This window comes from Actibacterium sp. 188UL27-1, from assembly GCF_016901225.1.
Taxonomy (GTDB): Bacteria; Pseudomonadota; Alphaproteobacteria; order Rhodobacterales; family Rhodobacteraceae; genus 188UL27-1.
Window position 1 is genome coordinate 1 of sequence record NZ_JAFEUL010000023.1, and the last position, 14,963, is coordinate 14,963.

9 protein-coding genes and 1 tRNA gene are annotated in these 14,963 nt (G+C 49.2%); 6 read left to right on the forward strand and 4 right to left on the reverse strand.

The genetic code is table 11. The features are described from left to right. Nucleotides 1-297 precede the first annotated feature (297 nt). On the forward strand, nucleotides 298-2,280 hold the full coding sequence (locus IU397_RS20430; protein WP_204417254.1) for an N-6 DNA methylase: 1,983 nt from the start codon (nucleotides 298-300) through the stop codon (nucleotides 2,278-2,280). A gap of 67 nt (nucleotides 2,281-2,347) precedes the next feature. Here the strand turns inward: IU397_RS20430 and IU397_RS20435 are convergent, their stop codons facing one another. The 3 genes from IU397_RS20435 to IU397_RS20445 form a co-directional block, all read right to left on the reverse strand. Then, a complete protein-coding gene (locus tag IU397_RS20435) occupies nucleotides 2,348-3,199 on the reverse strand; it encodes a hypothetical protein (RefSeq protein WP_204417256.1) in 852 nt (283 codons plus the stop codon). A 573-nt stretch (nucleotides 3,200-3,772) separates the two neighbouring features. After that, complete coding sequence (locus tag IU397_RS23750; RefSeq protein ID WP_204417259.1) at nucleotides 3,773-8,314, reverse strand: calcium-binding protein; 4,542 nt, start codon at nucleotides 8,312-8,314, stop codon at nucleotides 3,773-3,775. Nucleotides 8,315-9,038: 724 nt separating this feature from the next. Then, entirely contained in the window at nucleotides 9,039-9,893 is an 855-nt protein-coding gene (locus tag IU397_RS20445) for a hypothetical protein (protein WP_204417261.1), read from the reverse strand. 203 nt (nucleotides 9,894-10,096) lie between these two features. Between IU397_RS20445 and IU397_RS20450 the strand changes: the two genes are divergently transcribed. From IU397_RS20450 to IU397_RS20470, 5 genes are all read left to right on the forward strand, one after another. Further along, on the forward strand, nucleotides 10,097-10,393 hold the full coding sequence (locus tag IU397_RS20450; protein WP_204417263.1) for a hypothetical protein: 297 nt from the start codon (nucleotides 10,097-10,099) through the stop codon (nucleotides 10,391-10,393). 23 nt (nucleotides 10,394-10,416) lie between these two features. After that, complete coding sequence (locus IU397_RS20455) at nucleotides 10,417-10,572, forward strand: hypothetical protein (RefSeq protein WP_204417265.1); 156 nt, start codon at nucleotides 10,417-10,419, stop codon at nucleotides 10,570-10,572. A gap of 68 nt (nucleotides 10,573-10,640) precedes the next feature. Then, nucleotides 10,641-12,287 (forward strand): type IV secretory system conjugative DNA transfer family protein, encoded by a 1,647-nt coding sequence (locus IU397_RS20460; protein ID WP_204417267.1) that lies wholly within the window; start codon nucleotides 10,641-10,643, stop codon nucleotides 12,285-12,287. 35 nt (nucleotides 12,288-12,322) lie between these two features. Then, nucleotides 12,323-12,868: a hypothetical protein gene (locus tag IU397_RS20465; protein ID WP_204417269.1), complete on the forward strand. Its 546-nt coding sequence runs from the start codon at nucleotides 12,323-12,325 to the stop codon at nucleotides 12,866-12,868. Between the two features lie 36 nt (nucleotides 12,869-12,904). Continuing rightward, entirely contained in the window at nucleotides 12,905-14,482 is a 1,578-nt protein-coding gene (locus tag IU397_RS20470; protein WP_204417271.1) for a recombinase family protein, read from the forward strand. On the opposite strand, the gene IU397_RS20475 is transcribed toward IU397_RS20470, so the two are convergent. Beyond that, nucleotides 14,445-14,521 (reverse strand) — tRNA-Arg (locus IU397_RS20475). The two genes, IU397_RS20470 and IU397_RS20475, sit on opposite strands and share 38 nt — an antisense overlap. Between the last annotated feature and the right edge of the window lie 442 nt (nucleotides 14,522-14,963).

Sequence of the window (14,963 nt, forward strand, 5' to 3'; positions counted from 1 at the left end):
GCCTGATGTTCTTTCAATATCCCGATTATCTGTTCTTCACTGAAACGGCTTCTCTTCATCATCTGTCTCCTTCTTGGAGAACAGGCTAACCAAAAACACCGGACATTTCAGGGGAGCAGGTCAGGTGATGAAAAGCTGTTCATCAAAAAGACCGAAGCCGATGGGAAAGTTCACTTTGAAGACATTCCCAACATCCCAAAATTTGGTGAACGGCTTGAGGATGTCGGCCTATACAAGCGCAAAGACCTAATCCCTGCACAAAACTTGAAGAGTATCTTCAAAACAATGCGCAACTACATGGCTGCCAATGCAGTCGGGATCACGCGAGATGAAGTCTTTGCCCAGCAGATCATCAATCTGATCTTCTGCAAGATATATGATGAGCGCTTCACCAAACCTGATGACATGGTGACCTTCCGCGCTGGCATTCAAGAATCTGCTAAAGATGTGCGTGTCAGGATCGAGAAGATATTTGCGCAAGTTAAGAAGCAATATTCTGATGTCATCGAAGCCAGCGAGAAAATCTTGCTTGATGATGCCACGCTTGCTTATGCCGTAGGCGAGCTTCACCTCTTCTGCCTGATCGAAAGCGAGCGCGATGCTATCGCAGAAGCCTTCGAGGTTTTCATTGGACCATCGCTCAAAGGTGGTCAGGGGCAATTCTTTACCCCCCGCAATGTTGTGAAATTGCTGGTTGAGATGATTGATCTTGGCACCGATGATCGCATGATTGATCCCGCTTGCGGGTCTGGCGGATTTCTTGTGGAGTCCCTTCGCGAGATGTGGCGGCGCGTCGATGAGCAAGGCGAAGAGCTAAGCTGGCCTGATCATGAAATCTTCTCTGAAAAGCAAAAACTCGCCATCCGAAACATTCGCGGGATCGACAAGGACTACTTTCTGGCCAAAGTCGCCAAAGCCTACATGGCCATCATCGGCGATGGTCGAGGCGGTGTGTTCTGTGAGAACAGCCTTGATGATCCAGCGCAATGGAAGAGCACAGCCAAGGATGATGCGCGGCTTGGCACCTTTGATGTGGTTCTAACCAACCCGCCCTTTGGCAAGAAGCTCAAAATTGATGATCAGACGATCCTGACCAAATACAAACTTGGCTATAAGTGGAAGAAAGAAAAAGGCACCACAAAGTACGAGCAAACCAATACGGTGTATGATGGCCAAGCGCCACAAATCTTATTTATTGAGCGATGCCTTGCTATGCTCAAGCCGGGCGGGCGTATGGGCATTATGGCTCCTGAGTCCATGTTTTGTAATCCGTCCCATCGCTTTATCGTGCAATATATCAAGTCCGTTGCACGCATTAATGCTGTTGTTTCGTTCCCAGAAGAGCTTTTTCAGCCATTCACCCACGCCAAAGCGTGTGGCGTGATCATCGAGAAAACTCCGACTGATCCTGACAACCCACATGATATTTTCATGGCGGTTGCCAAGTGGTGTGGTCATGACTCACGCGGCCTGCCTATCCCGCATGATGATATTCCGAAGATCATGGAGAAGTTCCATGACTACAAGGAAACGGGCAAGATTGACTATGATCATTTTGGCTTCACGCTCAGCGAAACCGATATCGTGGATGATGTGTATCTGCCGAAATACTACAACCCCGAGATCAAACAAAAGCTCAAGAAACTTGGGAAAACGCACGATATTGTTCGGCTTGGTGATCTAATCCATGATGGCGTTGTTGAGCTTTCAACGGGCCATGAGGTGGGTAAGCTGGCCTATGGCACAGGCACGATCCCGTTCATTCGCACCTCCGATATTGCCAATTGGGAAATCAAACTTGATCCCAAGCATGGGCTTAGTGCCGAAATCTATGAAAAGCTGAAAGAGCGGCAGGATGTTCGGGAAGGCGATATCCTGATGGTGCGGGATGGCACTTATCTTGTCGGAACGTGTGCCATTATTTCAGAGGCAGATACCAAGATCGTCTATCAGAGCCACATATACAAAATTAGATCATACGATCACGATGTGATTGATCCGAATTTGTTGCTCGCGATCTTATCCAGCCCGATTGTGCGTGAACAGATTTATGCCAAGCGCTTCACTCAAGATATCATTGATACGCTTGGCGCGCGCATTCGTGAGCTGATGCTGCCGATCCCGAAAGATGAAAATCGCAAAGCTGAAATCACGGAAGGTGTTGGCAAGGCTCTCGCACATAAACGGAAAGCTAGAGCGCTCGCACGGAATGCCGCGCTTGCAGTTGCGCCAACCAATGGCGATGAAGACGACCCCGAGTTTATGACGTTGATAGGTTGATTTAGTCTAGAGTATAACCATACGTCGCATTGAACCTATGCTAGATCAATTCCTATAGTATACGCCTTTACCTTTCTCCCGCCACGTCTGCCAAGGCAGCTTTTAGAACTTGAAAACAAACTTTGGCAGTGTGCTGGTCTGGTAAGAATCCTGATACTAATTGTTGATAAGGATGAATGTAATTTCGGAAATCGCGCAGCCCATGTCCGAATTTTTTTATATCGGGCTTGAGTAACCCAATCTCACATGCAACGTCAATGAATTGAGCAAGTGTCCATTTATGAAATTTTTGAACCTCGCCGCTATCAATACGCGGACTAGCTTTTGCCTTGTTGAAATCCATTGGATTTTTCCGTGCCGCCCCCAGAAGTACACCCTCCAAAACGCTACCGCAAAGAAATATGACTGATAAATTTGCGTTTGCTTTTAAAGCTGCCCTTGCTTCCTCAAGACGAGATTCTATAATTGGCACAACCTTGATGTCGACTGGTAACTTCTCGATATTGGGTATCGAGAATTCATGATCAAGAAAAACGTCTTCATTTATTACTTCGCTGCGTTGCGTAGTCTTACCTAAAAGGCGTTCCGCTATGTCTCTCGACTTAGCAAGAACAGGATGATCAATTTCACGCCCTCCTAGCTCCCCGTCGACCTCATAAGAATCCATTAGTTCAGAAAGAACTTTCCCTACTACAACATCAGGTTCTATTTCCCAGAACGCCCTCATCTTCTTGGCTTTTGATGTTCCATAACTCTGGTACTTATCGCTATGAATATCAATGTTATGTCGTTTAAAAAACTCAGCATAGGTAGAATCAGAATAATCTAAGACAAAGCCGCTGCCCATTTCTAAAAGTTTCTCTATGCAACGCTTTTCGATATCTGTCAGGCTGCTCACTTCAATACTTTCTACTGCCATGTAGGCAATCACCCATTTTTGCTTTCAAGCATTCACATAAGTATAGCAACTTGCATAGACCTTCACACTCTTGAGTTTAGAAGGTACCGAGTTTTCCCCAAGACACTTTTTCAGATGCCACCTCATGGTAAACGAAAGCTGGTGTCGTGGGGAGTTGTTAGAGGCGCTCTCCTGATTGATGGTCAAACGGGCAATTCGTTTGTGCATGGCATGGTTCGGTGTTGGTGGAGAGGCACGTCTCCAAGTCCAACGAGCGGGTTGTCAGGGGGCGCGATAGCCCCTTGGCTCGATGGGATGGTTCCAAGGTAAGGGCAGCTACGAAGTGCTCCCTTCATGGTCTCGATGAAGTCGCCTCCATGGCATGGCGTGCATCCAAACTACGCAAGGTTGGTCTCCACGACGTGGTGGTGATTGAACGGTCAGACGTTCTGCTGGCTCTGAGGACGGGCTTTATGCCCTGATCTGAGCCACTGGCCGGGGGGATACAACGGGGGCGCGCAGCGGGCACCCTTGTCAAGCAGTGTGGTACTACCACGCACAGCTTGCGTTCAGCCTTAAATCCAACCGCTCAATCTAGATGATCAGGTTCACGCCAACTGTGAAGTCCGTCTCGTCCACTTGGGTGTTCACGAACTTGATGATCTGGTCAAAGCCGTCTGCACCGCCGTTCGAGTCGACCTGTGCATAGGAATGCGTACCGTTGAATCCAATTTTGAAGAAATCTGTCAATACATCTGAGTTTGGATCGAAACCAGTTACGATGTTGGAGATATCTAGCTTGTCGCCTTCCGAGATCGAAAAGTCGTGAATTTCATCGAAGATCAACGTGTCTGCAAAACCAAATGTGTCGGCACCAGCGCCGCCCCACAGGTCGTCGTGATCAAGACCTCCCCAGAGCGTGTCATCACCATCATGGCCATAGAGCTTATCGTTTCCGGCTCCGCCATAAAGCGTGTCGTTGCCTTGATTACCTCTCAGAAAGTCATTCCCATCTTCTCCGTAAAGCGTATCGTCACCATAACGGCCCCAAATGTTATCGCTGCCTGAGCCACCAAAAATGACATCATCTCCCGAGTCTGCCGCCGACAGATTGTATCGGTCTCCATCTAAGTTGTCGCTTCCAGCGCCGCCATATAGGAAATCGTTACCATGCTCGCCGTACAGAGCGTCGTTTCCGCCCTCGCCATGCAAAGTATCCGAGCCCAAGCCGCCATTGATGATATCTGAACTTTCACCAGCATGGATCACATTTGAAAAGTCATCACCCACAACTCTGTCTGAAAAGTCGGTTGCGCGAATATTCTCGATGTTTGTTAGATTGTCATCCCAAGACCCATCGCGCCGCTCGTCTGCACGACCATTCTTGAGTTCAACATTTACCGCTGCCGTGTTGACACTATAATCGGCTGTATCTGTTCCGCCTTTTCCATCCAGAGTATCATCTCCAAGGCCACCAGATAGGACATTGCTTTGATCGTCTCCATAAAGCGTATCCACCGACGACGAACCAATTACGTTTTCGACTGTGAACAGTGTATCTGTGCCTTCACCGATTGCAGTTCCAGCTTGAAGATCGACAACAACGCCATTCGATGAATTCACAAAAGAAACTGTATCAACCCCATGTGATCCACAGATTTGATCATCTCCTGTTCCACTCTCAAGGTAGTCATCCCCTGTTCCGCCATGTAGCTTATTGTTACCGCCTTGACCGTATAGGAAATCATCGTCTGCTCCGCCAGAAAGCGTCGCATCGCCGCTACCAGAGTAAATTCTATCTGTACCGCCATCAGCCAAGATCAAGCGACCGCCACCGCTGGTAAATAGTATTGTTTCATCGCTGCTTTGGTTCTGGTTGGTATCAGAAACCCAACGCCATGATGATCCTGATGTTTCAACTAACGAAAAGCCATCATCGAAATGAAACTCTTCGAAGGTGTTCTGAGTGTAAGGGTCATAGAAGTGATTTGCTATAGTCGTAGTTCCAGACATCGCTGTGCCTGCTGTCGTCAAAAGAAAATCTCTTCCTGAAACGGTAAACTGAACGTCTTGGGGAAGAAGTCCTTCTGGTATTTCGACTAGCTCATAACCAGAAAAATCGTTGATGAACATATCTGTCCCACCAGAAAGAACGTAGGTTTCCTGATCTGCTCCGCCAGTGATGCGATCATCACCGTCACCGCCGTCTAGAATGTTAGCTCCGCTACCACCTTGGATGATGTCATTACCGCTTCCACCAGTGATAGTATCATCACCATCGCCGCCAGAAATAGTATCGTTGCCTTCACCGCCGTCAATGATGTCATTTCCAGCGCCGCCAAGAATATTGTCTAAGCCAGCTCCGCCAAATAAGGTATCGTGACCATCATTCCCGCCGATGACATCATTTCCAGCACCTGCGTATACGGTGTCATCTCCACCCAGAGCCGTTATACTATCTTCAAAGTTTCCAAAGTCGATGCCATAAATGACTTCACCATTGTCTGAGCCTTGGGTTGTCATGGTTGTTGACCAGTTTAGCAGATGATCTTTCAAATTGTACCATGAGCTGGAATTACTCGTGTCTTTGACACGTATCCACTCGATACCAACACCGTCTTGATCATTCAGATCAGTAAGCTGATCTGCTATAACAACATCATATCCAAGCGATCCCTGTTGTCCGGTTATTCTGATACCCTCGTTACCAATCCGTACAATCGATCCAAGATCGAAATGATTAAATTCTGCCGATGGATAGCGCGCATCAGAACCAAAGCGAAGATAGTCTTCGCCCTCAGAGTCCTGAATAAAGACTTGATCTATTCCATTCTGACCGTCGGTGCTTCCCTGAACAAAATACGTATCATCACCCGCACCACCATCGAGAAGATTTTGAGTGCGCTGATTGGCTATACCAAGACCGTCTCCAAGACGGTCATTTCCATCACCACCAATAAGATGGTCAGCTCCGGTTTCTCCAACGATAATGTCGTGTCCTGCGCCGCCATCTATCACATCGTCGCCAGCACCGCCCTCAAGAGTATCAGCAGCTGCGTCGTCTCCAAGGCCACCATCCTGATGGCCAAAGATTGTATCATTGCCATCACCGCCTTGTATCGTATCAGCGCCAGCTAGACCAATTAGAACATCGTCATTATTTCCTCCGACAAGAGTGTTGCCGTTTGCATCGCCTTCGATAGTCTCTCCTGTTGGATTGAAATAGCGGTACTCTATTGATGTTACGCCATTTGACGGATCGTGTGCTGCCTCTCCCCAAGCAAGAGCGGCATCACTGCTACTGATGGCAGCAGACAGTTTAGCCGCTTCAACAGTATCCAGACCGAAATCGTCTCCTGTGCCGTCATGGGCATGCACACTTCGCAGATAATCAGCAACTCCCATCCAAAATTCTTGACGTGCCGCCGTGTCAGGCAGAGCGATAGCCGCAGCTTCTAGATCATCCAAAGTATCTTGAGAAAACAGGCGCGTTTGTGCATTTATATCTAGTATGTCGCCAGCAAAATCGAGCTGTGGTGCGTTTGTGAATAGGTCATCGCCGATTAGTTGGGTAAGAATTGTAGCCTTGTATCGTGCGAAAATTACATCATTCCAGAGCCCCTCAAGGCCATCTGCTTGCACGGTTCCGGGGTTATCAGTCCATTCATTCTGATTGACAAACTGTTCTCCAAACAGCTGTTCCATGAACTCAAGTTGGCGAGCATCTTCAATAAACTCACCTCGACTAGCAGGGTCTATACCATCAACGCCAGCCCAGCGGTATAAAAGTTCTTCGATTTTATTTTCGATGGTCGCATAGTTCTCAAACATCTCTGTTGGTGTATAAGATGCGATATTCGTCATAATCGCCATCAGCGAAGCTGGATTGGTCTCGTCATTATCGAGACTTAGAGCGATATGCATATCTGCCATCTGCCCGTAACCTCTAAAAGTTGGAAGAAAGGTTGCTCTGACATCAAAGTTGTAGTCTTCTGCATAACGTGTGTTCAAAGAACCGCGAAGGAAATTATAATCTGCAACTTCTACCGTTCCTGTGCTGGTTGTAGCCGTTCCCATCAAAAGCACATTAGGAACGTTGAGTGGCTGCGATGCAGCTAAATCAATCCCAATAATGTCCTGTGATGCGAGTGTGAGAAGCTCACCTGACTGCGTAAGACCATCAGAATTGGCATCATGCCAAATTTGTAAATCGGACCAAATTGTATCATTTGCATCTATAGTACCGTTGGCATCGTTATCGAATGCTGCTAGTGCGGAAAACCCATCGATCACGTTGTTGCCGAAAAGCTCGTTGCCATTGTCAATAAGACCGTTCCCGTTCAAGTCGTGAACTAACATACCGTCTGCATGCCATGTCGTAGCTTCTGCGAAGCCATTTGCATCCAAGTCGAAATATACGGGGCTAACACCGTTTTGGATGTCCAAGAAGTCAGCGGCGACACCGTCACCGTCAAGATCAATTACAAGCGGGTCCCACCAACCAGATATTTCGACGCCGAACGTATTTAAGAGATTGTTGTACCATGAACCGATGCTATTGACGGTAGATGAGTTCGCCTCGACTACTGCATCTGTGAACGAGTCATTTCCGGTGTTTTCCGGCCCAATATTTGTAAGGTCAGCTGGATCAATATTTGTAATTTGAGACAATGCATAATTGTCGAGCACTAGAGGGTTCTGCGAGAAATTTCTAGGGTCTATATCTGCATCTATTATTGCATCTCCACCGCGAATTGCGGCTTCTATACTATTTGCAAGATCACTAGTTGAGGCCGATACTGAGCCTAACTGCCTCCCCAGATCATTGTTCCAGAAATCTTTGTTCTGTTCTTCAGCAGTGTTACCACGTCTACTATACTCATTTAAATCGCCAAGCAGCCTCGAAAAAATCTGACTGCTATTTTGAACCAGCTTTCCACTTGTGTACATATGCGTAAATGCATCAAGCATCAAGGCTCGTTGAGTAGAATTGGTTACATCCGTGAATCTAGTATTAAATTCACTTTGTGCTTCTGATCGGGCCGACATGAGAAAAGCATTCGCTCCGCCGAGAGCAGCCATGGATGAAATACCCAAAGCGACAACTGATCCTCCTACAATTATTGGTGCTGGCAATTCTATTCTCCTATATCTTTGTTAAAATAATTGAGCGAGATAGACCGCAACAATTGGTTTCTTTTTCTTGAAATTTTAGAACGGCTTTTGATCTATCGAAGCATCTTTGGGGCTCATTTGAAGCGCTAAGAAAAAAGTAATTGGTCCCATTTTTCTTAATATTCATTCTATTTAGCCCGCTAAAGCTAATGCCCCCAGCCTTAAAATGTAGTGTTCGAAAAATTCCTGTATTACTTGCAAAAATAAGACCGGACCTAAACGATAGGGGGTCAGTCTCTATAATTTCCTCAGGTCGAACATTTGGATGAATTTTGATTAGTTCGTTGGTTTGAGAGTTGTACTCATCTACAAAGCAAACTGTCTGCCAATTTCCCGGAAGCAACTTGCCGAGACGGACGGTGGCTTTACTTGAGGTTAACTCTGCCTTAGCTTTTTCATAGAAGATTCTTTCATTAGAGCCAATATAAATAAACTTAATCCAAATTATGGACACCAGCATTGAGACTATTATAGGAACTAGAACAAGGTACTTGCGCCCTGATTTAAAGATTGATTTCATAAAATGTGATTTCTTTTAAATTTGCAGAAACATTATCACATCTTTATGTTTTGACATCTAATGATTGTATTAGTGTCTAAGGCTTCTGTGGATAAGCCCGCGAACTTCGATCAAGGCCACCGTTGCTAAATGATCTAAAAGGCGTTTTACTAGTGCAAAATTGAGTTAGCCTATTACCCTGCCCTTGATGTAATCATAGCTCTGCCCTGTCTCCAACTGGATCAACAGTACTGCCAAAGCGTGCGTTACACAAAGCAACCAATACTCAGCCGTTTCCATCTGATCATACTGAGGCAGTGCTTTGTCATGAATATAGCCTTCATGAATAAACAGCATGTCAGCGCCTTGGCGAATAGACACTTGATGCGCCACATGCGTAATCATCCCAGACGGCTTGTATCCTCTAAAACTCTTATATCGTTCCCGCATCTTTGTGACCATGACGTGGTTCTCAAATACATCCGATGGTAGTGCCCCGGGCACCTGCCTTATGTCTTCATAAGGGATCATATCTGAGCTGATCTCCAACATGGTCTGCTTCTGATTTTCGAAATGATCTTTGACGCTTTGATCGCGCATTGACGTTACAAGCTCATTTTTTTGCTCTTGGTTAGGATTCTTCCCAAGTACTGGCTCCATCCAGAGCTTGCCCAATAAGCGATCTGGAATTTCTGTTTCGAGCCAACGTGTCAGCGTGTTCCGTCTATCATAGAACTCTTTAGACAGGATTTTGACGGAAACGGCTCTGATAATTTTATGCGTGGCCTGCCGCGACACCTTACGGCTTTTGCCTTGGGCTAGTGTAAAGCGCTCTCCCAATGTCTCTTGAAGCTTGTTCACCCCAAGATCGACATACCCACCGTCCTCAAACACCGCCTCGGGGATGGCTGAGTGCGTCATGCCATGCAACCAACAAAACAGAACCCTCACCAGCACATCTTCTGAGACGTGCGTGCCCGCCAGAAAGCGGTTCTTGGGTTTCTTGGGCTTGGTGTTCATAACGCGCAGCTTGGCCTGCATTCCCTAAAGCTGACAAGTTCGAACTCGTCTTCGTGACATAATTGATGGGCGGGACTACTTAACTGGCCATGCGCTTCACCAAGGCGCTGCACGAACCAAAACGACAAACGAAACCAACGCCCTAAGCACTGAAGCACCGCTTTCAGTGAACAGGACAGGTGCGTCTAACGCATCAAATGAAAAGGAGAAAGGACGCCAAGTAAATGTACCAACACCCCGGAATGGGGTCGCCTCGCGGTGGCCCCGGTGAAGACCTCAAAGGAGGCTTTGCCACCTGCGCGGCAGCCATGGTTTCGATCATCGTTACCCCGGTCTTCAGTGAGCACACGATGCCCTATGTCATCTGGCTGGCTGAAGATCATTACGAGCGAGAGACCGTTAAGCTGATCGCCTTTGCATGGGACATCATCGCATGGCCGATGACGTTTTTTGCAGCGCGGGCTGCCATCGCGGCAGCTCTTACGATGGCAGGCGTGTATCTCGCCTACCGCATGATCTGAAACGAAACTGAAAAGGAAACCAAATGTCTAAATACCAACCGCGTAAACGCGTCGAAGTCTATGATCTTGTCAAAAGGCCAACGGCTTGGACCAATTTCACCAATGGCCTCGCCGTTGCTGGATGGGTTCTGATTATCTTTACGGTAATCGGAGTGATCGCAGCAGCCAATGGCAGCTAACTCGGCAAACTGGAAGGCGGCGCGCGCGCCGCCTTCCTCCCCCAAATCTTTTAATGAAAGGACACCTCATGACCTTTGAGGCACGCTATCCCCATGGCTCGGCAAGCTTTGCGCAGCCGCTCGACATTCACCGTGCTTTCAAAGCGAAAGGCGGTATCCCGTTCGGCTTTTATCAGGGCCGTAAACTCTATCATTCTAAAGGCGCTGGCATGCTGCTGATTGGCGGTGCTGGCTCTGGCAAGTTCACCACGATCCTGTCGCACATCATCGGCGCACCGGGCCGCAATGGCGAGCCGCAACGCTACGCAATCTTTGATCCTAAACGCGAGCTTCGCGCTGTGCTGGAGCCGTATTTCGCATCCATCAAGGCCCGAGTCTACGAGGTAAACCCGTATGCCACACATGGCGTGCAAGGTCATCGTCTGTCGATCCTCAGCCATCTGAAGGCTGAAAGCACTCGGTTGGTGGCGGACTGCCGCCGTGCTGCACAAACCTTCCTGCCTTCTACTATTGGTGGGGATTCACAGTTCTTCGACCAGAAAGGCCAAAGCTGGCTGGATGCCCTGATGAGGGGGCTGATGCATATGGATGGCGGGGTCTCCCCTACATCGGTGTATGAACTGATCGGCATGGTTCGTTCTCAGCCTGCGGCATGGGAAGAGATAGCAAGCATCATGGCCAGCCTCGGCGAGCCTGATCTTCGCGTCACCTATGATGAGATGTTGGATATGGCCGATGAGAGTCGCCGCACCTTTGATTCCGTCATGGGCGGCATCACCAATGCGATGGCCTTCATGAATGATCCACGTCTGCAAGCTGCGCTTGTGGCGACGCAAAGCGCGGACTTCACGCTGGATGTTCTCTGCGCGGATAGCGCTGATCCTGTCTTCGTGTTCTTCGTCATGCCGCCGGAAGTCACTCAGCAGAATGCTGCGGTCATTCGTCAGTTCTTCTCGACGCTTCGCACGCTCAAACAGCTTGCGCCTGATGCACCCACTCTGAACCTGATCATTGATGAGGCGGCACAGCTCGGCTCGTTCAATGAGATTGCTGATCTGTATTCGGTGATGAGGGGCTATGGCTTGTGCCCGCTCTGTGTCTATCAAGACATTGGCCAAATTCATAAGAATCTCGGCCCCACTGGCGCGATGACGCTTTCGGCCAGTGCGGACATTGAGGTCTATCTGGGCGGCGGGATTTCTGATCTAGAAACCGCACGTCATCTCTCGGCCAAGCTCGGCACTCAAACCATCGAGGTCGCTGATCCTCTAACCCAGCACCGCGCGGATCGTCAGATGCGCGAGGCCATGCATGATGCCTTGTTCGGCAAGGGTAATGCCATGCGCACTGGCTTAGCGATGAAGAGCTTGGACTATGAACGCGGTCATCAACGCAAGCAAGCACGTGCCCTCATGACGCCAGAGGAAATTCTGGGGATGAGCCACACCAAATCTCTGGTGCTGGCTTCAGGATATGGCCTGCGTCCGTTTCTGGCCGACAAGCTGCCGTATTTCAGCCAGCGGCAATACACCGGGCTTTATGCGCCCAACCCGTACTTTGATCGGGATGTCTCCCGCATCACCGTTCCGAGGCGCTTTGGAATGAAACGATCTTTGCGCGTGATCACTGAGCCCGTTCCAGCGGCCTTGACAGATCACCCGCAATACCAAGACGGGATATGGAGCTTCATCGAAGGCCATCGCCCTAAAATCTAAGACCAAAATTGAAACAAACATGAAAAGGAAACACAATGAAACACGAACAAGGCATAACCGCGCAAGGCGCAGAAATTTGCGGCTCTCCGGCGGATCATGGTATTATGAAGGTAGAGCAAAGCTGCGCATCTCGCGCACTTCCTACCGCCAAGGCTGATCTGGCTGATGGCATCTCAAGGGCAGAGGGAACAATTGAGCATCCGCATGAAGCGGATGAATGCTCGCGCGTGTCTGCCAATTGGGTGGGAAAGGAAGGTGCGATCATGAGTGATGAACGCAACCTGTTTAATCAGCTTGGCTTGCCGCCAACGGCCAAACCAAGCGTCGAGATTGATGTGGCCAAGTATCAAGCTTGTCTGGATGATCCTACACTGAGCGATGCTCAGAAAAAGGAAATCATCTCAGCGCTTTGGTCGATGATGATGGCCTTTGTAGACCTTGGCCTTGGGGTGCATCCGGCCCAAGAAGTCTGTGGACAAGTGTCACAAGGCCTTGAAGTAGACGCAGGCAAGGATTCTAATGAATCCAAGCCTGTAGATAATGTGAAAGATGCCTTTGAGTGCGCCAGCGATGATACGTGATCGCGGGCCGCCAAGGTTAAAGAATCGAGAAAAACGATGAAAGTACATATAGATAGAGAAACGAGGATCGGCGCGAAGGCAGTTGTCTACTGCCGCGTGTCTGATCCTAAGCAAACCACACGCGGCGACGGGCTGAACTCGCAAGAGACCCGTTGCCGCGAGTATGCCAAATACAAAGGCTATGAGGTCGTATCGGTCTTTAAGGACGATATGTCGGGTAAATTCTCGACACGTCCCGGTATGAAGGCGATGCTCTCATTCCTGCGCCAGCAGCGCAAGGATCAGCATATTGTCATTATTGATGACATCACCCGCCTTGCACGCGGGCTTGATGCGCATTTGAAGCTCCGAACCGATATCAGCGGTGCGGGCGGTCTTCTTGAAAGCCCGTCAATTGAATTTGGTGAGGATTCGGATTCGATCCTCGTTGAAAACCTCTTGGCTTCGGTTTCACAGCATCAACGTCAGAAAAATGGTGAGCAAACCAAAAACCGTATGCGCGCTCGCCTTCAAAACGGGTATTGGCCCTTTCAGGCACCAATCGGCTTTCGCTATGAACGCTTAAGCGCGGGACATGGCAAGGTGTTGGTGCGCGATGAGCCCAATGCATCTATTCTTCAAGAGGCTCTTGAAGGCTATGCCAATGGCCGGTTTCAGACCCAAGTGGAAGTTAAACGCTTCCTTGAACGCCAGCCTGCTTTCCCAAAAGACTTGAACGGAACAGAGATTCGCAACCAGCGCATCCATGATATGATGACCCGCTGCCTTTATGCGGGCTATGTCGAGCATGCTGATTGGGGCATCTCGGTTCGCAAAGGCCAGCATGAGGGGCTGATCTCTTATGAGACCTTCCTCAAGGTGCAAGAACGCCTGACTTCAACGGCCAAGGCTCCAGCTCGCAAAGATATCTCGCTCGACTTCCCGCTTCGGGGATTCGTTCAGTGCGATGATTGCGGCGAGGCCATGACAGCCTGCTGGTCAAAGAGCAAGACAGGCAAGAAGCATCCCTACTACCTTTGTAAGACAAAGGGCTGCGAGAGCTATCGCAAGTCCATCAAACGCGACCAGCTCGAAGGTGACTTCGAAGCCCTGCTTCAATCCCTTGAGCCCTCCATGGGGCTCTTTAAGCTGGCTAAGACCATGTTCAAGGACATCTGGGACGTTCGCCTTGCCCAAGCGGCTGAGGCATCGAAGACGCTTGGCAAAGATATCCACAAGATTGAGGGGCAGATTGAAGCTCTGCTGGATCGCATCGTTGAGTCCGGTACGGGCAGCGTGATCGCAGCTTATGAGAAACGCATTGCTAAGCTCGAATCTGAGAAGGTCTTGCTTGAAGAACGCATGGCGTATGGCGGCAAACCGTTGAATACCCTAGAGGAGTCGTTCGAACTCGCTCTGCGTTTTCTTTCAAGCCCTTGGAATATCTGGAAAAATGGTCGGATTGAGTGGCAGAAAACAGTGCTAAGGCTCGCTTTTGTGGAGCCTATTCGATACTCCCGAAACCAGGGTGTTCGAACCCCTAATTTTTCGTTCCCCTTCAAGGTGTTAGAAGGGATTTCAACCGCTGACTGTGAAATGGCGCGCTGGGGAGGATTCGAACCCCCGACCCCCTGATTCGTAGTCAGGTACTCTATCCAACTGAGCTACCAGCGCACTGACTAGCAGCGGCTTAGCTTTGACGCCTTACGTTTGCAAGGCGAAAACTGCATACCGCTCTAGCGAAGCTGGTAGCGCGGACCTCGAACGTTTGAGCGGAAGGAGGGGCGGTATCGGTCAGACGAGCGCACACGGCTCCGCATACGTCCACTCGTGCTCGATCCAGATGATCGCGGGACGTATGTTGATCTGGTATCGCCACCTGAGATCTGCGGTAGCCGCGTCGTGCGACCGCCATCAACTTGATACCCACTCTTTGTCGACGACTGTGTCGAATAGGAGATGGAAGATGTTGTTGAGACCGGTGAGGCAGGTCCCTGACTGGTGTGCACTCCGCGCCGCACAACCGGCAGGGTGTCATCAGTGTGACTACCAGCAACGCGCTGTGGCTGAGAAATCCGAGTGTCCTCACCACCTAAGATCAATGACAACAGGCCTT

Bases quoted from the DNA above. Each gene is read 5' to 3' on its own strand.
- IU397_RS20430 (WP_204417254.1), top strand. From the start codon at position 298: ATGGCTGCCAATGCAGTCGGGATCACGCGAGATGAAGTCTTTGCCCAG.
- IU397_RS20435 (WP_204417256.1), bottom strand. From the start codon at position 3,199: ATGGCAGTAGAAAGTATTGAAGTGAGCAGCCTGACAGATATCGAAAAG.
- IU397_RS20445 (WP_204417261.1), bottom strand. From the start codon at position 9,893: ATGCAGGCCAAGCTGCGCGTTATGAACACCAAGCCCAAGAAACCCAAG.
- IU397_RS20450 (WP_204417263.1), top strand. From the start codon at position 10,097: ATGTACCAACACCCCGGAATGGGGTCGCCTCGCGGTGGCCCCGGTGAA.
- IU397_RS20455 (WP_204417265.1), top strand. From the start codon at position 10,417: ATGTCTAAATACCAACCGCGTAAACGCGTCGAAGTCTATGATCTTGTC.
- IU397_RS20460 (WP_204417267.1), top strand. From the start codon at position 10,641: ATGACCTTTGAGGCACGCTATCCCCATGGCTCGGCAAGCTTTGCGCAG.
- IU397_RS20465 (WP_204417269.1), top strand. From the start codon at position 12,323: ATGAAACACGAACAAGGCATAACCGCGCAAGGCGCAGAAATTTGCGGC.
- IU397_RS20470 (WP_204417271.1), top strand. From the start codon at position 12,905: ATGAAAGTACATATAGATAGAGAAACGAGGATCGGCGCGAAGGCAGTT.